Source organism: Kitasatospora cineracea (assembly GCF_003751605.1).
Lineage (GTDB): Bacteria > Actinomycetota > Actinomycetes > Streptomycetales > Streptomycetaceae > Kitasatospora > Kitasatospora cineracea.
The window spans coordinates 685830-705812 of sequence record NZ_RJVJ01000003.1; the positions used below are offsets into that span (position 1 = coordinate 685830).

At 71.4% G+C, this 19983-nt stretch carries 16 protein-coding genes and 1 pseudogene; 8 read left to right on the forward strand and 9 right to left on the reverse strand.

What is annotated here, in order from left to right; genetic code table 11:
- Positions 1-94: 94 nt before the first annotated feature.
- Both EDD39_RS37165 and EDD39_RS37170 read left to right on the forward strand, forming a co-directional pair.
- The gene (locus EDD39_RS37165; protein WP_123563966.1) at positions 95-775 is read left to right on the forward strand and encodes a hypothetical protein; all 681 of its coding nucleotides are present in this window, start codon (positions 95-97) and stop codon (positions 773-775) included.
- A gap of 359 nt (positions 776-1134) precedes the next feature.
- Positions 1135-1602, forward strand: a complete 468-nt coding sequence (locus tag EDD39_RS37170; protein WP_148089602.1) for a hypothetical protein — start codon at positions 1135-1137, stop codon at positions 1600-1602.
- A gap of 232 nt (positions 1603-1834) precedes the next feature.
- Here EDD39_RS37170 and EDD39_RS37175 read toward each other — a convergent pair whose 3' ends face one another.
- The 3 genes from EDD39_RS37175 to EDD39_RS40500 form a co-directional block, all read right to left on the reverse strand.
- Positions 1835-3370, reverse strand: coding sequence for an FG-GAP-like repeat-containing protein (locus EDD39_RS37175; protein ID WP_123563968.1), 1536 nt, complete (start codon positions 3368-3370; stop codon positions 1835-1837).
- A gap of 233 nt (positions 3371-3603) precedes the next feature.
- Positions 3604-5775, reverse strand: coding sequence for a glycoside hydrolase family 27 protein (locus EDD39_RS37180; RefSeq protein ID WP_123563969.1), 2172 nt, complete (start codon positions 5773-5775; stop codon positions 3604-3606).
- Positions 5776-5976: 201 nt separating this feature from the next.
- A complete protein-coding gene (locus EDD39_RS40500; protein WP_208765770.1) occupies positions 5977-7974 on the reverse strand; it encodes an FG-GAP-like repeat-containing protein in 1998 nt (665 codons plus the stop codon).
- 312 nt (positions 7975-8286) lie between these two features.
- Between EDD39_RS40500 and EDD39_RS42465 the strand changes: the two genes are divergently transcribed.
- Both EDD39_RS42465 and EDD39_RS37195 read left to right on the forward strand, forming a co-directional pair.
- Positions 8287-12441, forward strand: a complete 4155-nt coding sequence (locus tag EDD39_RS42465) for a DddA-like double-stranded DNA deaminase toxin (protein ID WP_123563970.1) — start codon at positions 8287-8289, stop codon at positions 12439-12441.
- A 16-nt stretch (positions 12442-12457) separates the two neighbouring features.
- A complete protein-coding gene (locus EDD39_RS37195) occupies positions 12458-12994 on the forward strand; it encodes an Imm1 family immunity protein (protein ID WP_123563971.1) in 537 nt (178 codons plus the stop codon).
- A gap of 245 nt (positions 12995-13239) precedes the next feature.
- Here EDD39_RS37195 and EDD39_RS37200 read toward each other — a convergent pair.
- Positions 13240-13860, reverse strand: a pseudogene (locus EDD39_RS37200) (IS630 family transposase); the annotation flags it as partial.
- A 157-nt stretch (positions 13861-14017) separates the two neighbouring features.
- Here EDD39_RS37200 and EDD39_RS40060 point away from each other — a divergent pair.
- Positions 14018-14191, forward strand: a complete 174-nt coding sequence (locus EDD39_RS40060) for a hypothetical protein (RefSeq protein WP_162870337.1) — start codon at positions 14018-14020, stop codon at positions 14189-14191.
- A 30-nt stretch (positions 14192-14221) separates the two neighbouring features.
- On the opposite strand, the gene EDD39_RS37205 is transcribed toward EDD39_RS40060, so the two are convergent.
- Positions 14222-14494 carry a hypothetical protein gene (locus tag EDD39_RS37205; protein WP_148089603.1) on the reverse strand — a complete coding sequence of 91 codons (273 nt, stop codon included), beginning with the start codon at positions 14492-14494 and terminating at the stop codon, positions 14222-14224.
- Positions 14495-14675: 181 nt separating this feature from the next.
- Complete coding sequence (locus EDD39_RS40065; protein ID WP_162870338.1) at positions 14676-14825, reverse strand: hypothetical protein; 150 nt, start codon at positions 14823-14825, stop codon at positions 14676-14678.
- A 319-nt stretch (positions 14826-15144) separates the two neighbouring features.
- Here EDD39_RS40065 and EDD39_RS37210 point away from each other — a divergent pair, with 319 nt between their 5' ends.
- A complete protein-coding gene (locus EDD39_RS37210) occupies positions 15145-15591 on the forward strand; it encodes a hypothetical protein (protein WP_208765771.1) in 447 nt (148 codons plus the stop codon).
- A gap of 231 nt (positions 15592-15822) precedes the next feature.
- Positions 15823-16056, forward strand: coding sequence for a hypothetical protein (locus tag EDD39_RS37215; protein ID WP_123563974.1), 234 nt, complete (start codon positions 15823-15825; stop codon positions 16054-16056).
- Between the two features lie 417 nt (positions 16057-16473).
- Here EDD39_RS37215 and EDD39_RS37220 read toward each other — a convergent pair whose 3' ends face one another.
- The 3 genes from EDD39_RS37220 to EDD39_RS40070 form a co-directional block, all read right to left on the reverse strand.
- A complete protein-coding gene (locus EDD39_RS37220; protein ID WP_123563975.1) occupies positions 16474-17040 on the reverse strand; it encodes a hypothetical protein in 567 nt (188 codons plus the stop codon).
- 284 nt (positions 17041-17324) lie between these two features.
- Complete coding sequence (locus tag EDD39_RS37225) at positions 17325-17966, reverse strand: TMEM175 family protein (RefSeq protein WP_123563976.1); 642 nt, start codon at positions 17964-17966, stop codon at positions 17325-17327.
- Between the two features lie 497 nt (positions 17967-18463).
- Positions 18464-18628, reverse strand: coding sequence for a hypothetical protein (locus tag EDD39_RS40070; RefSeq protein ID WP_162870339.1), 165 nt, complete (start codon positions 18626-18628; stop codon positions 18464-18466).
- A 163-nt stretch (positions 18629-18791) separates the two neighbouring features.
- Here EDD39_RS40070 and EDD39_RS37230 point away from each other — a divergent pair, with 163 nt between their 5' ends.
- Entirely contained in the window at positions 18792-19946 is a 1155-nt protein-coding gene (locus EDD39_RS37230; RefSeq protein ID WP_123563977.1) for a hypothetical protein, read from the forward strand.
- The last annotated feature ends 37 nt before the right edge of the window (positions 19947-19983 follow it).

Consider the following 19983-nt stretch of genomic DNA (forward strand, 5'->3'; position numbering starts at 1 on the left):
GGTTTTCCAACACCGTTCGAAAATTGTGCTACTTTTGCGCCGTCAAGTTTCGAACAGCGTTGGAAAGCGCTGTAGTCGGGGGGAGGGGCCGGACATGGGGGCGATCGTCTTCAACGTGACCACGGCCGCGCTGATGGTCATGATGCTCAACTGCGGGCTGGGGGTCGTCGGCCGCGACACCCTGCGTGCGCGGCCGCTCCCGTGGGCGGCGATCGCCCTGACCGCGGTCGCCGTCGCCGGCGTCCTGCTCCAACTGCTCTGGTCCGGCGCGATGGACGCGCTGGACGCCGACCCGGCCAGGCACGGCTGGTGGCGCGAGTTCACCTCGGTGTTCATGCAGAACGGCGGCCTGTTCGGCGGCCTGTGGAACCTCGCCACGCTCGCCGCCGTCGCCGCGCTCGCCCAATGGTACTGGGGCGGCCCGCTCACCCTCGCCTTCTTCCTGGCCGGCATCGTGCTGCCCGGCCGGATCGACACCCTGCTCGGCCTCGGCGACGGCCCCAGCACCGATCCCCGCAACTTCGCCGGCAGCTCCGGCGCCACCTACTTCCTGGGCGCCACCCTCGCCCTCGCCCTCCTGACCCGCACCCTCCTGACCCGCACCCGCCTGCCCAAGGAGATCGCCCTCGCAGCGGGCGTCCCGGTCCTCGGCCTCGCGATGTGGCTCGCCCAGGACAACGGCCACGGACTGGTCGCCGTCTACGGCTTCGCGCTGGGCGCGATCGCCTGGACGCTCCGCCACCGGTTCCACCCGCCGGTCGGCCGGACCGCCTGAGCCCAAGCCCGGGGGAGACCCGGCGGGCCCCGGTCCGCCGCCAGGTCCGCCGCCCGGTCCGGACCGGGCCGGGAAGGCCCGCCCTCCCGTCCGGAGCCGTCGCCCACGGGGCCTCCCACGATGCGGTGCCGCTCCCGTTCCCGTTCCCGGGCCTCGGCCTCGGGCGGCCCGGTCGGTCGGTACACTGCTCGAACTTCCGTACCGGCAGGGGAGTTCGCGATGCGAACGGGCAGTACCGGCACCGGCCCCCGGACAGATGCGCCTGACCCGAGGGGGTGCGACCGTTGAGTGCCCGCAAGCCCGGCCCTCCCCCGAATACCGGCTGGCGACCGCGCGGGGGCGGCGCCTCGACCCGTACGGTGCGCAGGCCGCTGCGGCGGGCGGTGCCGCGCGCGCTGCTGTGGTGGCTTTCACTCCTGCTGGGCATCCTGCTCGTCTCGGCCGCCGCAGGGGTTCCGGAACCGTCGGCACCGGTCCGGGTCGCACTGCAGATCGGGGCGGTGCTGCTGCTGGCGCTGCCGCTCAGGACGGAGCTGCGGACCGCGGTCGAGTTCCGAAAGCGCGAGCTGGTGGTGACCAACCCCTTCACCCGGCGCACCTTCCGGGCCGAGGACATCCGGTCCATCAAGTACGCCCACGGGCCCAAGCAGCGCGAACGTCTGGAGATCACCCTCGTCAGCGGCCGGTGGTCCACCTTGTGCGTCAGCGTCGGCCTGTCCCCGCAGGGCCGCGCCGAGCTCTGCGGCCTCCTGCAGGACTGGACCCGCGCCAACCGCGTGTCCACGAACTTCCGGGTGCTCGGTCCGAAGAAGCGCTGGTCCGACTGACTTCCGGCCCCGGCCGCCATCCCGCGGACGGCACGGGCCGCCATCCCGCGGACGGCACAGGCCGCTGCCGCACCCGCCCGGCCGCACCGTGCAGCCAACACCCCCGACGCCCTCGCCACGCCCGCCCGGCCCCTGAGCTTCCCGGCACTGGGGCCTGACGGGAGATCAGCCGGGGCCGGGCGCGCTGCAGCGACTCGTCGGCGCTCTTTTCCGTCCGAGCGGTGCAGCCAGGTCAGACGCCGGTGGCGATCTGGCCGTAGTCGATCCAGCCGGGGGTGTTCCGGCCGTCGCCGCCGTTGTTGAGGAAGGCGGTGGTGGGGCCGGTGGTGACCAGGTAGTCGGCGTGGGCGTCGGCGTTGACGTCCGCCAGCGCCACGGAGTTCTGGTCGGTGGTGAGGCCGGCCGCGGTGCGGCCGTGGTCGGTCCAGCCGCCGTGGCCGTCGCCGCCCTTGTTCAGGAAGGTGGTGAGGGAGCCGTCGGGGTTGACCACGTTGTAGTCGGCGCGGCCGTCGCCGTCGAAGTCCGCCAGGCGCAGGCGGCTGCGGTCGGTGGTGAGACCGCCGGCCACCTTGCCCAGGTCGCTCCAGCCGCCGCGGCCGTCGCCGCCGCGGTTGAGGAAGACGCGCACCGCGCCGTCGTCGGCGATGGTGGTGTAGTCGGTGCGGCCGTCGCCGTCGAAGTCCGCGAACGCCACCTGCGCGGGATCCGCCGTCATCCCGGACGCCACCTGGCCGAGGTCGGTCCAACCCCCGTGCCCGTCACCGCCCTTGTTCGAGAACACCCGTACCGAACCGTCCGCGTTGATCACCAGGTAGTCGGCGCGGCCGTCACCGTCGTAGTCCGCGAACCGCACCCGCGCCCGGTCCCGGGTCATCCCGGACGCCACCTGGCCGAGGTCGCTCCAGCCCCCGTGCCCGTCACCGCCCTTGTTCGAGAACACCCGCACCGAACCGTCGTCGTTCACGATCACGTAGTCCGCCCGGCCGTCACCGTCGAAATCCGCCCACCGCACCCGACCCGACCCGCCCGACTCCGTACCGGCGCGGTGTGCCGGGGCCGGGACGGCCAGGCCGTCGGTGAAGGCGCGGTCCAGGGCCTGGTCGAAGGTCTGCGCCATCCGCTGGTAGCCGAGGTCGTCGGGGTGCAGCCCGTCGGCCATCTCGGCCGGGGTCAGCGCGGGTGCGGCGGTGTAGCGGACCTTGCGGCCCTGGTCCTGCTTCGCCCGGACGGCCTGGCTCAGCGCGGTGTTGTAGTCGGCGACCTGGGCGGTCAGGTCGGGTGTCGTCGGGATCAGGCCCATCACCAGGACGCTCACGCCGGACCGGTCGGCCAGGATCCGGTCGATCAGTGCCGAGGCGCGGTCCGCGGCGTGCGCCTTGTCGGTCCCCCGGTCGAGGTCGTTGATGCCGATGTGGAGCAGGACGACATCCGGCTGCGCGGAGGCCAGCCAGCCGTCGATGCCGGCCGCGACGTCGTTGACCACGTACCCGCTGTGGCCCTCGTTGTCGGGGTCGGCGACCGCGCCGTTGTGGTTCGAGCCCACCAGGTCGACGGCGTAACGGCTCTGCAGGGCCACCAGGTCGGCGAGCGGTCCGCGGTAGCCGGCGTCGGTGCTGCTCCGGTACCCGGCGGTGATCGAGTCGCCGAGCGGCATCACCCGCAGTACCGGGGCGGGGACGGGTGCGGCGGCGGAGGCCGCGGGGGCGGTGGCCGCGATCGCCGCCATCGAGGCGACCGTGGCCAGAGCGAGCGTGATGGTGCGCGTCATGGGGTTCCTTCCCTGGTGCGGTTCGTGGTTCGTGGTGCGGGCTCGGGTGCCGATCCGGCCGCGGCCGGATCGGCACCGGGGTGTTCCGGTCGCCGCCGCCGTGGTCGGGGAGGGCGGCGGCGGTGCCGGTGCCGGTGCCGGTGGTGACCGGGCGGGCGGTCGGCTCTCGTCGGCTTCGTCATGGCGCCCGAGATCTCCGACCGCGCCCGGTCCGCGCGTCACCGGTCCGCGCGTCACCGGTCGACGGCGGCCACCGTCAGATCGACCGCGCCGGTGGCGTTCCCCGGAACCTGGGCCCAGTCGGTCCACCGGCCGGTGGCGGTGTCCAGCATGGAGCTGTAGACCGTCCCGCCCGCGGTGCCGTAGACGTGCACCAGGGTGCCGGAGGCGACGCTGGTCAGTGCGCCGAGGCCGCTGCCCGGAAGCTGGGTCCACGTCGGGTTGAAATGACCGGCGTTGTAGTCGCCGACCTGTCCGAACATGGTCCGGTCGCCGCCGACGATCTCCAGGTGGACGACATTGTGGACGATGCTCGCGGTGAGGTCGACGGCGCCCGTGGCGCCGCCGGGGATCTCCGCCCAGCCGCTCCACCGGCCGGTGACGGTGTCCAGGTCCTCGCCGTAGACCCGGCCCTGCGCGATGGCGTAGACGTGCACCAGGGTGCCGGCCGCGACGCTGGTCAGCCTGGACAGCGGGGCGTCGTCGGCCCTGGTCCAGGAGGTGTCGAAGTGCCCGGCGTCGTAGTCGCCGCGCTGGAGCCACATCGAGCCGTCCCAGCCCGCGATGAGCAGCTGCACGACGTTGTTGACGATGCTCGCGCTGATGTCCCGGACCCCGGTGGCGCCGCCGGGGATCTCCGTCCAGCCGCTCCACCGGCCGGTGACGGTGTCCAGGTCCTCGCCGAACACCCGGCCGCCCGCCACGCCGTAGACGTGCACCAGGGTGCCGGCGGAGATGCTGGTCAGGCCGGTGAGGCCGCCGCCCTCCGGGTGCGACCACTGGGGGTCGAAGCCTCCGGTGGCCAGGTCACCGGTCTGGGCAGCCATCGCACCGCTGCCGTCCGCCAGTTGCAGGGAGACCTTGCCCGGGGCCCCCGGCGACACCCGGTACATCACGGTGGCGTGCGGGGCCACGGTGGCGGAGACCACGCCGTCGGTGCTGCTGGTGCTGTGCGTCCACAGGTCGGTCAGGCGGAAGGACGGCGAGGCCGGCAGGCCGAGGTTCGAGGTGGTGGTGGCGATGGTCCTCGCCACCTCGCTCTCGTTGAACAGGGTCACTGCCACGTCGCCGTCGGCCAACGGCTTGGCCAGCACCGAGGTCCCCGGGGCGGAGGGCACCGGTACGCCCTGCCTGCCCAGCGGGTCCTGGTCGACCGCGATCACGTCGCGGTTGCCGTAGATGGCGAGGGTCTCGGGGGAGGCGGTGGTCAGGTCCGTCCCGATGACCAGCGGCGCGGCCATCACGGACCAGAGGCTGAACTCGGAGCGCGCCTCGTCGGGAGTGAGGGAGCCCATGCCGGTGGTGGTGCCGATCTCCAGCATGTCGGGGTCGTTCCACGCCCCGGGGTGCGCGGAGGCGGCGAACTTCGTGTTCTCGTGGTAGTTCTGCAGCAGCGAGCCGTAGGCGCTGTCGTCCGGCACCGACCAGGTGGGCGAGATGTCCTTCGACGTCCGCCACAGGTTCCCGACCTGCGGGGCGACGCCGACGTTGGGCTCGGCCGGCGAACAGAGGCTGTACACGATCGGGCGCCCGGTGTCCTTCAGGGCTTGGCCCATCACCGGGAACCTGGACGCCCAGTCCTTGCCGTTCGGCACCGAGGGGTCGTTCGGCTTGAAGAAGTTGCCGCAGTTGTCGTACTTGAGCAGGTCGACGCCCCAGTCCGCGAAGGTCCGGGCATCGACGGCCTCGTGGCCCATGCTGCCCGGGAAGTACCGGTCGGTGCCCGGTACGGCGGGGAAGGCGCAGGTGCGCCAGCCCGCGCTCTCGTAGATGCCGAGCTTGAGGCCCTTGGCGTGGACGTACCGGGCCACACTGGCGATGCCGTTCGGGAACTTCACCGGATCCGCCTGCAGACGGCCCGCGGCGTCCCGCCCGTTGGTCGGGTCGTCCCAACCGGTCGCGGACTGCATCCAGCAGTCGTCGAGGTTCACGTACTGGTACCCCGCGTCCCGAAGGCCCGAGGTGACCAGGAAGTCGGCGGTCTTCAGCACCAGCGCCTCGTCGAGGCCCTCGCACCCGAAGGCGTTCCAGTCGTTCCACCCCATCGGCGGGGTCAGGGCCAGGCCGTTGTCGAGAGCGTGCGCCGGCGGCGCACCGCCCAGCACCAAGGCCACCGGCGCGGCTCCCAGAGCCAGGGCCAGCGCCATCGCGGCACCGAGCGTCCGTGGCGCGCGGATTGCATTCATGGATCTCCTCTTCCTGTCCGGATTCTCACCACGGCCCCGTCCGGGCAGGACGCCCGGCAGCGAAAGGAGCCGGGCGCCCTGCTGGACCGGCACGGTGACCGTGCCCGGATCGGTCTCGCACCCGCAGCCCGGGCGGTGGAGCGTCCTCTCCACCGCCCGGAAGGTTGACGGCCTGTCAGCCGGCGGTGCCGGCGCCGTGGATCAGAGTGCGCCGGCGATCTGGCCGAGGTAGATCCAGGCGCCGCCGAGGTCGTCGCCGCCGTTGTAGGCGTAGGCCTGGGTGGCGCCGTCGACGAGCAGGTAGTCGGCGTTGCCCTCACCGGTGAGGTCGGCGAAGTGGACGATGTTCTGGTTGGTGGTCGCGCCGCTGGTGATCTTGTTGCGGAGGGTCCAGCCGCCGTGGCCGTCGCCGCCCTTGTTGATGTACGTGGTGACGGAGCCGTCGCTGTTGATGATGTTGTAATCGACCTTGCCGTCGCCGTCGATGTCGGCGAAGCGGATGCGGGAGCGGTCGGAGGTGACGCCCTGGGCGATGGCGCCCTGGTCCTGCCAGCCGCCGTGGCCGTCGCCGCCCTTGTTGAGGAAGACGCCGACGGCGCCGCTCGCCTGGGTCACGATGTAGTCGGCCTTGCCGTCGCCGTCCCAGTCGGCGAAGCGGACCTGGTCGGCGTTGGCCAGACCGGTGGCGACCTGGCCCCAGTCCTGCCAGCCGCCGTGGCCGTCGCCGCCCTTGTTGAGGAAGACGCCGACGGCGCCGCTCGCCTGGATGACGATGTAGTCGGCCCTGCCGTCGCCGTCCCAGTCGGCGAAGCGGACCCGGGACTTGTCGGTGGTCATGCCGGTGGCGACCTGGCCGTAGTCCTCCCAGCCGCCGTGACCGTCACCGCCGCGGTTCAAGTACACGTGCACCGCGCCGGAGTCCGCGACGGTCAGCAGGTCCGCCCGGCCGTCACCGTCCCAGTCCGCGTACCGCACCCTGCCCGTGCCACCCGATTCGGACCCGGCGTGCTTCGGCGAGGCAGCCAGGGTCGAGGAGACCCAGCCCGCGAGGTTGTCGGTGCGTTCGGCGTGGGCGGTGGTGCGGGCTTCGGCGGCGGGGGTGCCGAGGCAGCCGCCTTGCCAGGCGCGGGTGATGACGCCTGCGAGGGCGGGCTTGTTGTTCTCGGTGCGCCACAGGGGTGCGCCGGCGTCGCCCTTGCAGATCAGGGCGGGGGCGGTGGGGGTGAGGTCGAATCCGGTGGCGGTGACGGCACCGGTGGTGGCGGCGGGGGTGTGGAGGGTGCCGGGGGTCCAGGCGGTGGCGGTGCGGCCGTAGCCGGCGGTGTTCAGCGCGCCGCCGTCGGCGGGCGCGGTGCTGGACAGGCCGAGGGGGGCGATGTCGTAGACCGGGGTCTCCAGCCGCGCCATGACCAGGTCGCGGTCGGCGTGCGGGACGAGGCCGATGACCTTGGTCCGGTGGCCGCCGGTGGTGTGGATGTCGGCGCGGCCCAGGGTGGCGGTGGTGGCGTTCTTGGGTGCGCCGGCCGTCACGGTGGCGGGGTTGGCGGGGTCGTCGGCGAAGCAGGACTTGGCGGTGAGGACCCACTGCGGGGCGACGAGCGCTCCGGTGCAGGTGCGGCCCTGGTCGCCGATGGCGAGGTGGGTGGTGAAGGCGGTGGCGGCATCGGCGGCCTGACCGGCCGTCGGGGTGGCGGTGGAGCCGGTGACGCGCAGTTCGAGCAGGACGGCGCGGGTGTTGGGGTCGAGGGTTTCGCCGATGCCCTTGGTGCCGTTGGCGGGGACGTCGGTGGTCTCGGTGGGCTTCTGGTCGGTGGAGAGGCTGGCGCGCACCGAGCGGTTGTAGGTGGTGATGCGGTAGGCGTCGGGGATGGTGAAGGCGAGGTAGCCGCCGGCGCCGGGGGCGGCGAAGCAGATGGTGTCGCCGTCGTCCTCGTTGGCGGTGCGGGCGAGGACCTTGATCTGGTAGCTGCTGGGCTGGGTGCAGTCGGCGAGGGTGATGCCACCGTCGCCGCGGGTGAGGGTGATGCCCTTCTCGGCCAGGATCTGGGCGGCGCCGGGGTAGGCGCCGTCCTCGACCGCGGACGGGACGTCAACTCCGGTGGTGTCGGCCAGTGCGGGCGGGGCGGATGCCAGTCCGGTGAACACGGTGGCGGCGAGAGCGGCTGACGCCGCTATCGCACCCGAAGCACGATGCCTCATGGAAAACCTCTGTTTTGCCTGGGGATGAATATTTCTTTTCGCACGTTCGAGGGCAAACCGGTCATCTTGCCTGCTGGTGCCTCGTCAGCCGCTGACCTTAATGTATGCCTACCAACTGCGTCGAGACGGTCAACTGGGGGGTTCCAGAGGGGGTTTCCGAATACTGAAATTCACCCGAGGTGGCGGGCGAAAATGCGCCCCGCCTTCCCTGGGGTGCTTTCCTGCTGCCAAAAACAATAATCACCGATTTTTCGTAGGAGAGTTTTCGTGAGTTCACGCAGGCGTAGGGAGATATTCAGGGGGAGGGGGTCCGTGGTGCGGTGGCTGTGCCGCGGGGTGCTGCCGCTCGCGCTGATGGTGTCGCTGGTGTCCGCGACGCCGGTGGCGGCGGACACCGCCCCCACGGGCCCGGTCCTGACCGACCGGGGCCGGGTGCTGCAGGCGTGGAAGGACGGCGGCACCTCGGTGCAGGCCGCAGCCGAGGAGGCCCTGACGGGCGGCGGCGACAAGGTCGCCGCGTTCCTGGTCCAGGACGGAGAGTGGGCCAAGGCCGAGGCCAAGGACAACGAGCAGGCGCTCCTGCAGATCGTCGTGACCGGCGGTCCGGCCCTGCGCAAGGCGGCCGCGGCCGCGCTCGACAGCCACGACAAGGCGGCCGTCGCCGCGTTCCTGGACCAGGGCTGGAAGGCGCCGCTGGCGCAGGACCAGCGGGTGCGGGTCTCGCAGCTCGTCGAGACGGGCGGCCCGGCGACCAAGGCCGCCGGGCTCAAGGCGCTGGACGGCTCGATCGACGATGTCGGCGAGTTCCTGACCCACACGCAGGACGTCACCCGTGAGAGCGATGCCCGGGTGCGGGTCTCGCAGCTCGTCGAGACGGGTGGGCCGGCCACCAAGCAGGCCGGCATGCTCGCGCTGGAGGGCTCGCTCGACGACATCACCGAGTTCCTGGCGGTCGGTCAGCACATCGCCGCCGCCCGGGACCGCGAGTACGCCGACGTCGCGCAGCTCGCCCAGCAGGCCAAGGAGACCAGCGACCAGGCCGAGCGGGAGAAGGACGCCGCCCTCGAAGCGGCCGACCAGGCCGTCACCGGCGCGCGGCTGGCCCGCGAAGCGGCGGAGAAGGCCCGCTCCGAGGCCGAGGCCGCCCAGGGTGATTCCGCCAAGGCCGCCGCCGCGGCCAAGCGTGCCGCCGAAGCCGGGCGGCAGGCCGCGGTGGCGGCGAAGGCCGCCATCACCGCAGCCCAGGCCGCCAACACCGCCTCGCGCCTGGCCGCCGCCGCCGCGCAGCAGGCCGCCTCCGCCGCGGCCGGCGCGGACCAGGCCGCCGGCCGCGCGCTGACCTGGGCCGCGCAGGGCAAGGTCGACGAGCAGGCCGCCAAGGCCGCCGAGCAGGCCGCCGGCCGCGCCCAGTACGCCGCCGACGCCGCCGACCGCGCCGCAGGCGCCGCCGTCGGCGCCCGCGACGCCGCCAGGGCCGCCTTCGGAGCGCTGAACGACCTCGCCCTCACCACCCTGGCCGCCAACCAGGCCAACGACTACGCCAACGCCGCGGGCGCCTACTCGGAGGAAGCCAAGCAGGCCGCCGTCTCCTCCCAGCGCCACGCCGCCGAGGCCCAGCGTTCGGCGAACAAGGCCGCCGACCTCGCCGACCAGTCCGCGACCGCGGCCCGCGAAGCCGCAGCAGCGGCCCGCTCCGCCGCCACCCACGCCGCCAACGCGGCCGAAGCCGCCCGCAACTCCACCCTGCACGCCGGCAACGCCACCAACGCCGCCCAGCGCGCCACCGCGCACGCCGCCAGCGCGGCGGAAGCCGCCAACAGCGCAACAGCCGCGGTCAACAAGGCTGTTCAGGTGCACCAGTTGGCCCTGGCCAGCGAACAGGAGGAGCGCGAGGCCCGCAAGGCCACCGGCACCAACCAGGCCCGCGACCTCAAGGCCGCCTTCGACCTCAGCGTCATCGAGGCCGACAAGGCCAAGACCCAGGCCCTGGCCCTCGACCAGACCGCGGCCCAACTCGCCGCCCAGGCCGCCCAGGCCGGCGCCGACACCGCCACGGTCGTCGCCAACGGCCGCAAGATGGCCCTCGCAGCCCTCAAGACCCGCGGATCCTGGAGCAAGTCCGCCGCCGAGTACGCCCTCACCGGCTCCGACCAGGCCGTCATCGACTACGTCCGCTCCGGCTGGACCGCCTCCCTGCACCAGGACGAGATCCTCCAGGCCGAGCAGCTCGCCGACAACAGCGAGTTCGCCGCGGTGCGCACCGCCGCCACCAACGCCCTGACCACGAACGACCCGGCCCAGGTCCACACCTTCCTGACCACCGGCCGCCACCAGGTCGCCCTGGACGAGTACCGCGTCAAGACCTCCCAGATCCTGGAGACCGGCGGACCCGCCCTCAAGACGGCCGCCCAAGCCGCCCTGGAAGCCAACACCGCCGACGCGCTGACCACCTTCCTCACCCGCGGGCAGTACACCGCCAAGGCCGCCGACGACCAGGTCAAGATCTCCCAACTCCTCGAAACCGGCGGCGACGGCGGAGGCGAAGAAGTCAAACTCGCCGCAGCCATCGCCATCGAAAGCCCCTCACCGGCCAAGACCGACTTCCTCACCACCGGCCGCTACCGCGCCAAACAGCAGGACGACCTCACCCGGGCCCACGAAGCCACCATCACCAACACCATCAACACCGCCTCACAAACCGCCGCCCTCGCCCAACAGAACGCCGCCCTCGCCGCCAAGGCCGCCGCCGACGCCAACAACGCCGCCGACCAAGCCAACCAAGCCGCCGCCGACGCCAACAAATACGCCAACGCCGCCGCCGGCTACGCCACGGACGCGCAGAAGTCCGCCACCGCGGCCGACACCTCCGCCACCCAGGCCCGCACCTCCGCGGCCCAGGCCAAGCAAGCCGCCGCCCAGGCCCACGCCAGCGCCGTCGCCGCCCAGGACTCCGCTCTGCGGGCCGCAGGCAGCGCCACAGCGGCCCGGGGATCCGCCGACATCGCCTACGCCGCCGTCGCGGCCGCCCGTCAGTCCGCGGAGAACGCGCACCAGTCCTCCGAGAACGCCGCCGCGATCAGCGACGCCGCACAGACCCAGGCCATCGCCGAAGCCGACCGCATCGCGCAGGAGGAAAAGGCGTACTGGACCTACATGGAGCTCCAGCAGCAGGCCGAGGAGAGCGGCGTCGACTGGAACGACGTGCTCAACGGGATGCTGGCGTTCCAGAAGTACTTCGGCACCAGCCTCAACCCGGCGGACTACACCAGCTACGACCGCTTCGCCGACATGATGCACACCAAGCTCGACATCATCGGGCTGGTACCAGGCGTCGGAGAGGCCGCCGACCTCATCAACTGCCTGTGGACCGGCGGCGAATACCTCGCTGACTACGCCAGCGGCGTCGACTTCGGCCTGTCCTGCTTCAGCATGATCCCCATCGCCGGCTGGGCCAGCGCCGGCGCCAAGTTCATCAAGAAGTTCGGCAAGAAGGCCCTCGACGGCGTCGAAGCCGCCTGGGGCTGGCTCACCGGCGCCAAGAAGGCGGCGAAGTTCGTTGCCAAAGCCTGCCTCCGTAACAGCTTCCCCGCCGGAACCCTCGTCCTCATGGGCGACGGCACCACCAAACCCATCGAACAGATCCAGGCCGGCGACACCGTCCAAGCAGCCGATCCACAGACCGGCCAAAGCGGACCACACCGGGTCGAAGCGACCATCTACACCCCCGACGACCTCGACTTCACCGAACTCGCCCTCGCCGCCCCCGACAAGGGCCAGCAGAGCGCGGTCACCGCCACCGACCACCACCCCTTCTGGGTCCAGAACACCACCCAGTGGACCGACGCCGCCGACATCCGCCCCGGCGACACCCTGCGCACCGACACCGGCGCCACCGCCCAGGTCGCCTCCATCCGGCACTGGACAGCCCTCCAGCCCGCCTACAACCTCACCGTCGCCGACCTCCACACCTACTACGTGCTGGCCGGCACCACCCCCCTCCTCACCCACAACAGCCCGAGCGACATCTGCCTGACAAAGATCAGGGAAATCGCTGAAAGTCTTCCCGTTCGACCAAATCATGAAGGCGCGACCACGGGGCAGGTCATCAGAATAGATGGTGACGAGGTGACCAGGCTCGGGGGTACAATGCCCAGCGGCTCGGATCAGAATCTGATGGAGATCAGTAAGTTCCTCGAAAAAACCGGGAAATACCAGGTGGGATCGACCGGGAGGATCGAGGTGGCTACCCACCTCGAAACCAGGCTCGCCTGGTGGATGAGGAAGCAAGGAGTGACGGTAAGGGACATTGTGATCAACAATGCCGATGGGGTGTGTGATGCCGCACGCGGCTGCCGTCTGGCCGTCCCTGATATCCTCCCTTCGGGGTCCGTCATCAACGTCTGGTATATAGACAGGCAGGGCGTTCTCCAGGGACCCTTCTCGCTCAAGGGCGCCGCAGCCAATTAGATCGACAGGTCAAGCAATGATCCTCAGCGTTATGTACCGCGGCTCCTGGAGGCATGCCCAAAGCCTCCAGGAGAAACTTCTGCTCGTGTCCCAAATATTCGAGGCCGATGAGTCCGACCAGGCGACCAACGACCCGTACCCCCCGAGAGAGATTTTCGAGCTCTCGATCACCGACGGCCCCGGCGGTAAAGGGTGGAGCCCCGATAACGGCCTCACCGTCGGGGTGAACCGGTCGACGGGCTACGGCGGGCTGGCATGGTGCGTAACCGGCAACAACCCCAACAAAGGCGGTGTTTACGACCATGTCTGGGTCTCCGACAACCCCGAACCGCCCGCCTTCGACCCCCGCGTAGTATCGGAATCCTACTACCCCCACTACCACGACCCCGCAAGCACATTCCCGATCGACCGCATCCGCGCCGCCGTAGAAGAGTTCTGCAGGACCGACAACGGAAGCCGCCCCGAATCCATCACCTGGATCACCGGCAACATGAACGGAATGCGCAGCGACCGGGAATACCCCGACGATACGGTCGAAGGATCGTTCGTCTGATCTCAGGATCCGGCTGGTGGTGAACCGTACTAGCGGTCCACCACCAGCCTCGCCCTACGGGCATACAGAGCGATTTCAGTGAGCTCCCGGTAAGATCGGGGAAAGGATGCGACTCAGCCTGGACGACCAAATCCTCCGCCGATCCTTCCACAACCCCGGGGCCGGGTTTCAAAAATCCAAGATCGTCCGAGGTGGGCCACAGCCGTCCGTCCCGGCCGCTACTGAACTTGAACTCGTGATGTCGGTCAGCCATCCATGATCAAGCCGGTCCCGGCGAGGCAGCCGTCGACGAGGTGGGAGCGGTACTGGATCATCTTGAGCTTGCGCTTGACGGCCCGGGCCAGCCGGCCGAGGTCGGTGGCCGCGAGGTTTCCGATGTCGCGTTTGACCAGCGACCAGATGCCCTCCTGCGGGTTGAGGTCGGGCGCGTAGGTGGGTAGCTGAAAGTCGGTCAGCCAGTGCGCGTTGGCCTCGAAGAATGCCCTGAGCGGCGGCACGAGGTGGATGAGGGCGTTGTCCCACACGAGCACGACCGGTCCGCCGAGCTGGATCCTGGCGCGGACGACCAGATCGCGGAAGTCGTGCCAGCCGAAGCCCTTCCGCTCGCCCTTGCGGCCCCGGTACTCGCGGATCGCGTAGATCAGCCGGGACCGTTCGCCCGGCTTGTAGCAGGCCATGCCCGCCATCGAGACCCGGCCGGATCCCCGCCCGCGCACGCGGACCACCGGCGTGCGCCCGATGCGGCCCCAGGTTCTGGCTCGCGGCGGCGTCATCGACTGCCCGGCCTCGTCCTCGAAGACGACCCAGGCGCCGAGGGCCGCCGCGGTGCTCCTACCAACGGCCAGGTCTCCTTCTTCCACCGCTCCACCACCGTGTCGTCCGCGGCCCGCCCGGCGTCGGTCAACCCACCGCCCTGCGCATACCTCATGCCCCAGGGCTACCGGAGCCAGTTCGGCCCTGTCAGGCGAACAGCTCCGACATCACCCAATCAAGTTCAGTACGGTGCCCGGGATGGGGCGGTAGATGGAAGCCGAGCTGCACGGCGGCCCCATGGACGGCGAGCGCGCCTACGTCCTGGCCGACGACCCCGACCCGGGTACCGCGCTGATCTCCCCGCGCTGTGCCTACCCGGGCGGCCGTTCGATCTACGAGCCGGACGACACCGGCCGGTGGACCTGGCGGGGTGACACCCCGTAGGCCGCCGGCCGCCCCGCTGCTGTCCGGGCGTCAGGGCCGCACGGGCCGCCCCTGGCCGTTCTCGGCGCCGAGGTCGGTGCCGACCTCGCCCAGGAGGTGGAGTAGCGCGGGCACGCTGATGTATTCGGCGGCCCCGGTGCCGGCGGCGGTCCGGGGGGCGGTGTGGAGCGCTGCGCCGGCGGTGGGGGTGTCCAGGCCGCGTTCGGTCAGTGCGGTGTGGACCCTGGTGGTGATCTCCTCCCGCAGCATGGGCGGGATCAGCGCGGCGGAGGCCGGGTCGAGCCCGGAAGCGGAGTGCGTCATGCCGTCCACCCTGACACGCCGTCACCTGGTTCGGGGCCGGCCCGCGGCCTCGCCACCCGGACGAGCGGCGGGGCGGCCACCGACCGGTAGACGTCCCGCCCCGCCGCTCTGTCTCAGCCCGCTCAGGTGGCCCGGGCGCCCGACAGCTCTTGCCTCTCCGCTCTCCCGGCCCCGGCGCTGCTCACGCCCGCTCCACCTCGTGCTCGGCCAGGGCCGCGAGCTGCTCGGGCTTCAGCTTGGCCCGCCGGCTCTTGGCGTTGTCGAGGAAGGCGCCCGGCGCGACCACCGCCGTCCGCACTTCGCCCCCGCCCCCGCTGTCCCCGACCACCACCTGTTCCGGCTCCTTCCGGTGCTCGCGTTGCGGCTTCGCGTGTTCTTCCAGGCCGATGAGCTCGGGGCCCGTCTCAGCCTGACGTTCCGGGGCCGGTAGCCGACTGGAGGGCCGATCATGGTGGAGCGGGTGGGTTACCGGTATCGGTGGAACCACGGTCCGGGACGGGCCGCCGGTGCCGCCTGCTGCCCGCTCGCCGTGCCTGGTCGGTCGGCTGCGTCCGCCGCTCGCCCACGCGCGCTGGGGCGGGGCGGCTGCTCCTGGGGCGACGTTGATGGTGGGCTCGTAGGGTGAGGGCCGGTGCGGGGAGGAGCGGTGCATGGACGTGTGGGAGATGGCCCAGTGGTCGGCCTGGGTGGGCCTGGAGGAGGCGCGGTCGGTGGTGCCGCGTCTGCCCGGGGTGTACATGGCGCGGTCGGGGTTGGAGGGCTGTGTGGTGTACGTGGGATGCGCCAAGGAGCGGGCGGGCAACGGTTCGAGGCCGGCCAATGGGATGCGGGGGCGAATCGCGAAGTACACCAGCGGGTTGGCGTCCGGGCTGGGTGAAGCGGCACTGGACCGGGCTCTTGCCGACCCGCAGTGGCTGCGCGAGCGCTTGGCCGAAGTCGAGGCCGGCCAGCCTGTGAGAGCCGCGCAGTGGGCCAAAGCAGCACTTGCACGGGCTGAGCTGGAGCTCTGCTGGGCAGTCACGGCTACCGGCGACGGAGCGAAAGCTCTGGAGGATCGGGTGATCGCCGTGTTGCGTCCGACGCTGTGGAATCGCTGAGGTTCCGCACTCCTGGTCACTGTGGCTTCCGGCCGGACCACCGTTGCGCCGCGGCGGCGGGCGCATGCTCACCGCCTCGGCGCGGAGGGAGGACGGGAGGAGGGATGGTCCTGTACGAGCCGCTGCCGGGCGGGTGCCGGGGTGCTGGGGTGCCGGTGCGGTGGCCGTGGACGTTCGTGCTGCTGGTCGTTGGCGTGCATGCCTGTGGGTGATCGGGGGCACGCGAGTCGCATGAATCTCAAGGTGATCACCAGCCCCAAGCGCAGGACGGCGAGTTCTCTGGAGCGTGTCGAGCGGGCCATTGCCGAGCATGCCCGTACCCGCCGTGAGCTGGACGCGGCCCTTGCTGAGGCCGTGGCCGACGGGGTGGGCGAGGAGCAGCTGCGCGAGCTGGGCCAGTGCGAGCCCGGCCATGGACGTCACGCCTCCAGTGAGGCGGACCTGCCGCCTGCCCGGGCGATCTGAGGCGCCAAGGCTGGGACAGCGCTGGGAGGGTACGTCGGCCGGCCCGGCCGGACTGCCGGACTGTGATCATGACCGCCCGCCGTTCCTCCTCCATCCCGCCTTCTCCGAGCCCGTCACCGACACCCCCGCGCGGACCGGTGGGCGCCAGCTGCCGACCCTGACCGTGCTTTCGGTGCTGTCCTGGCCTCCTTTGACCAATACGCCCAGGCCGAGAATGCAGTGCGCCGCCTCCAAGTAGCCCTCGCACACATCACGGCCGACTGAGTGTCCCGTCCAGCCGCCCCGCACACTGCCGTCTGCTCACGGGTTCTGGCCGGGCGGGCGCCTGGCCCGACGCCAGCCGTCCACCGACTCAACAGCACCTGGGCCAGCGACGTCCGCAGACGGTACCGACCTGCGGCCCGGCCGCGAAGCACCTCACATGTCTTCCGGCCACGGGTAGCCGAGCGCCTCCGCGTAGTCCGCCCGGCCGCCGCAGACCTTCGCCCGGGCACGCGGGTCGGCCGCAGTGAGACGATCGACCAACTCGGCAGCCGCCGCACGCGGTTCACCGGCGGGGACGGGCAGTTCGACGGTGAACTGCAGGAACGGCTCGTCGCTGCGGGGCTCGGGCGCGGCCGGGTGCCAGAACCGCACCTCGATCCGGTCGGGCTCCTGCGGCCAACTCCCCACGGCGTCCAGCTCGCACTCCCAGGCGGCCGGCAGCTCCGGGCGGCGGACGAGTTCGTCCTTCAGCAGGCGGCCGATTCTGCGCGCGGGCCAGTCCTCGACGCCGCTGCCCGCGCGGTCGAGCTCCGCCGCGTACTGCCCGGCGTCGAAGCGGAGCGTCGGCAGGTCGCGGTCGTCGGCGAGCGGCCGGACCTCGATCCGGTGGCCCCGGTCCTCGGTGCGCAGTTCCAGTCGGCTGATCGACGTCTCGTCCGTCCTGGCATTGTGCCGGAACGCGCGCAGGGCGCCGACCGGAATTCCGGTCGGCGCCAGCACCAGGCCCGAGCCCGAGTTTGGGAGGCGCCCCGAACCATGGGTGGGCGATGTTCACGAGTTCTGGTTCTGGCTCAGCTTCCGTGGTGACCCAGCAGCCAGCTCATCGGCATCGGGCAGTCGGCAGGCTAGCGGCCTGTTCCCAGGACGGGCGCAGTCGTGGCTGGCGTCATTTCACGGAAATTGAGCCAGAACCCCGCTTCGGGAGGCGGCCGAAGGCCGCGCTGCATTCGAACGGTGGCGTCTTTCGGGTTCCGGGAACGTGGTCGTGCAGGAATTGTTGGCCGTCAGGGGGTAGAGCTGGATCGCATGGCGGAGCGCAGCCCCCGTCCCGAGGTGATCTTCGCGGGGATCAGCAGGAGCCACGTCCACAGCGCCGCTGTGGGCGAGAGCCAGGCGATGGGTACGGACAGCCCGAAGACGATGGCGGTGGTGCCCAGGTCCCAGAGCACGGCGTGCCCGAGGGCGTCGCTGATGGGTTCGGCTTGAAGGTGCTCCCGGCGCCAGAGCATCGCGGCGATGGCCATGTGGAAGGCCTCGATGACGACGATGACGATCGCGTACAGGGAGACCGCGGCCGGTTCGTCGGGATAGTCGGCCAGCAGCGCGGTGGGGAACGGCAGCAGCGCGATTGCCCCGAGCGAAGCCATCGTCAGTCGCAGCAGGGAGGTGTCCAGCTGGCGGGCGAGCAGGAAGAGCCTGCGGTGGTCGCGCCAGAATGCGGCCAGGACGTAGAAGCTCAGCCCGTAGGCGGCGACCTGCGGCCGCAGATCGCCCATCGCGTCCCGGAACGCCTTCTCGTCCAGGCCGTCCGGGACTTTCACGTCCAGGACGAGGAGCGTCATCGCGATCGCGTAGATCCCGTCCGACAGCGCGAGCAGCCGGTCGGGACTCCCCGAGGCGGTGACGTCATCCTTCTGTACCGCCATAGGACACCCACTTACTCGAATCAGGATGAAACGGTCAAGAAGGTACCTAATGCAGGGTGGATCGGTGCCGCGCCGGGCCGCAACAACCCGACGCTTCACCTTCACGAAACTGCCGCCTGACAACCACTGCGAATCGAACACAGTTCAAGCAGCCGCTTCCCGAAGTGGTGATCTGGCTGGCCCCGGCCCAGCTGGCCGGTGCGCATCTCTACCCGGATATCGGCGAGCACCTGGCCGCCGCCGTCAACGCCTCACCGGCCTTCGCCGCGGGCGCGGCGCCGGTGCTACTGGCACCCGCGACAGACGCCGCCTTCCGCCGGCCCCGGGCCCCGAGCGCGCACCCCTGCCGCGCGCCGACCCGGGGAAGGTGACTCGGCGTAGTGCCGAGCGAGCCGGGAACGAACGAATCCCTGCCGGACCGCGCTGTCGGCAGTGTTGCCGGCAGGGCCGGGCACCGGCGTGGGGCAGTCCCACGGCCCGTGCCCGGACCGGCCCGGTTACAGCACTTGCTGGATCAGCGCAGTGGCCAGTACCGCAGCCAGCACGCCGACCAGCGCGGCCTCCCACCGCTGCGCACCTCGGTGCTGGGCCCATCGCTGCCCTGCGGTGCGCGCCAGCGGCGCGGCCACGGCGAGGACCAGCTTCTTCCCGTTCTTGTCCACGGAAATCACCTCCTTCCACTGCTCGGCTTGCCCGTGCGGGCCCGGTCGGTTGCGGAACCGGCGGAGCCGGCCCCTGGACAACAGAGTGCTCCGTAGGCCTCGGGCGGATTCCGGTGAAGATCGGGGGGTTCTAACGCGGGAGGGCGCGGCGTACCGTCGGGCCATGGTCCGTACCGCGCCCAGCGCCGCCGACGTCGGCCTGATCGAATACGCCCGCGGCCACGGGGTCGAGGTCAGCGCCAGGCAGTTGGAGCGTTGGCGCGGCCGGCCGGACCCGTTGCTGACGCCCAACCCGCGTGGCCGTCCGGGCCGGCCCGGCGGGAGTACATCGAGCACCGACCTGGCCGTCGGTGAGCTGGTGGTCTGGCTCGGCCGACGGCAGCGGCAGGGCTCCCGCCGGGACCACCTGGTCCTGGGGGCCTTCGGCGAAGGCCTGCCAGTGCCCGAGGCGTCGGTGCGCTCGGCCTTCGCCCGCACCGTGCTCAAGCCTGCAGCGGAAATGAGTACGACGCTCGGCCCGCGCGCACAGAGACAGGACCTGGACGACTGGCTGGCCGACGGTGCGGACCGGATCGCGACGGACCAGCAGCACCACGTGGTGCGCGTCCCCCAACGCATGCGCGCCATCGACAAGGCGCTTCAGCAGCTGCCCGCCCTGGCAGACCTCTGGGACGACATGGCGGCCCACGACGACGACAGCCCCGGGGAACCGCTGGACAACGCCGGGATGGCGTACTACGGCGCCCTGGGAGTCCTGCAGGGAACGGAGGGCATCTCGCGTGAGGTGATGGGCCGCTTCCTACGGGCCCGCACCGGGATCACCGGCCCCAACCTCGGGGCCAGGGTCCTGGAGACCAGCGGTCCGGCCATGCCGCCCGCGCTGCAGGGCCCGCCCGCGCATCTGGTCCCGGGGATGCCGCAGGGCAGCGTGCTGCACCACCTGTACTCGCTGGCGCAGGAGACGCCGATGGAGCGGCTGCGGGCCGCCTGGCAGGCTGCCGGGGCGGTGGCCTCGTGGGCGCTGAACCTGTGCGCGGCAGTCGAGGAGCAGATTGCCACCGGCCGAGTCGGCCCGGCGATCGGACAGTGGCTCAAGGGCCTGCTGTACGGGATCGGGCGGGACTACCTGACCATCGGCCTTGTCGAGTCGGAGCCGACGCCGAGTCAGCAGGCCGGCACCACGCTGATGCTGCTGTTCACGGCGTCGGCATTCGACACGGGGCTGGAACGGGCAGCTGACCAGGACGTGCGTGAGGCGCTCGAGTTCCTGGTGAGCACGCCTGTGCGTCCGTTGGTCACCGGCCTCGCAGATCCCTGATGCGGACCATCGCGGTGGCCGAGCAGGCCGGCCGGCT

What these genes read in the sequence shown, in the direction of transcription:
- EDD39_RS37210 (WP_208765771.1), top strand. Translation starts at nt 15,145, where the DNA reads ATGGACGTGTGGGAGATGGCCCAGTGGTCGGCCTGGGTGGGCCTGGAG.
- EDD39_RS37205 (WP_148089603.1), bottom strand. Translation starts at nt 14,494, where the DNA reads ATGACGCACTCCGCTTCCGGGCTCGACCCGGCCTCCGCCGCGCTGATC.
- EDD39_RS37230 (WP_123563977.1), top strand. Translation starts at nt 18,792, where the DNA reads ATGGTCCGTACCGCGCCCAGCGCCGCCGACGTCGGCCTGATCGAATAC.
- EDD39_RS40500 (WP_208765770.1), bottom strand. Translation starts at nt 7,974, where the DNA reads ATGAGGCATCGTGCTTCGGGTGCGATAGCGGCGTCAGCCGCTCTCGCC.
- EDD39_RS37165 (WP_123563966.1), top strand. Translation starts at nt 95, where the DNA reads ATGGGGGCGATCGTCTTCAACGTGACCACGGCCGCGCTGATGGTCATG.
- EDD39_RS37215 (WP_123563974.1), top strand. Translation starts at nt 15,823, where the DNA reads ATGAATCTCAAGGTGATCACCAGCCCCAAGCGCAGGACGGCGAGTTCT.
- EDD39_RS40060 (WP_162870337.1), top strand. Translation starts at nt 14,018, where the DNA reads ATGGAAGCCGAGCTGCACGGCGGCCCCATGGACGGCGAGCGCGCCTAC.
- EDD39_RS37180 (WP_123563969.1), bottom strand. Translation starts at nt 5,775, where the DNA reads ATGAATGCAATCCGCGCGCCACGGACGCTCGGTGCCGCGATGGCGCTG.
- EDD39_RS37195 (WP_123563971.1), top strand. Translation starts at nt 12,458, where the DNA reads ATGATCCTCAGCGTTATGTACCGCGGCTCCTGGAGGCATGCCCAAAGC.
- EDD39_RS37225 (WP_123563976.1), bottom strand. Translation starts at nt 17,966, where the DNA reads ATGGCGGTACAGAAGGATGACGTCACCGCCTCGGGGAGTCCCGACCGG.
- EDD39_RS37175 (WP_123563968.1), bottom strand. Translation starts at nt 3,370, where the DNA reads ATGACGCGCACCATCACGCTCGCTCTGGCCACGGTCGCCTCGATGGCG.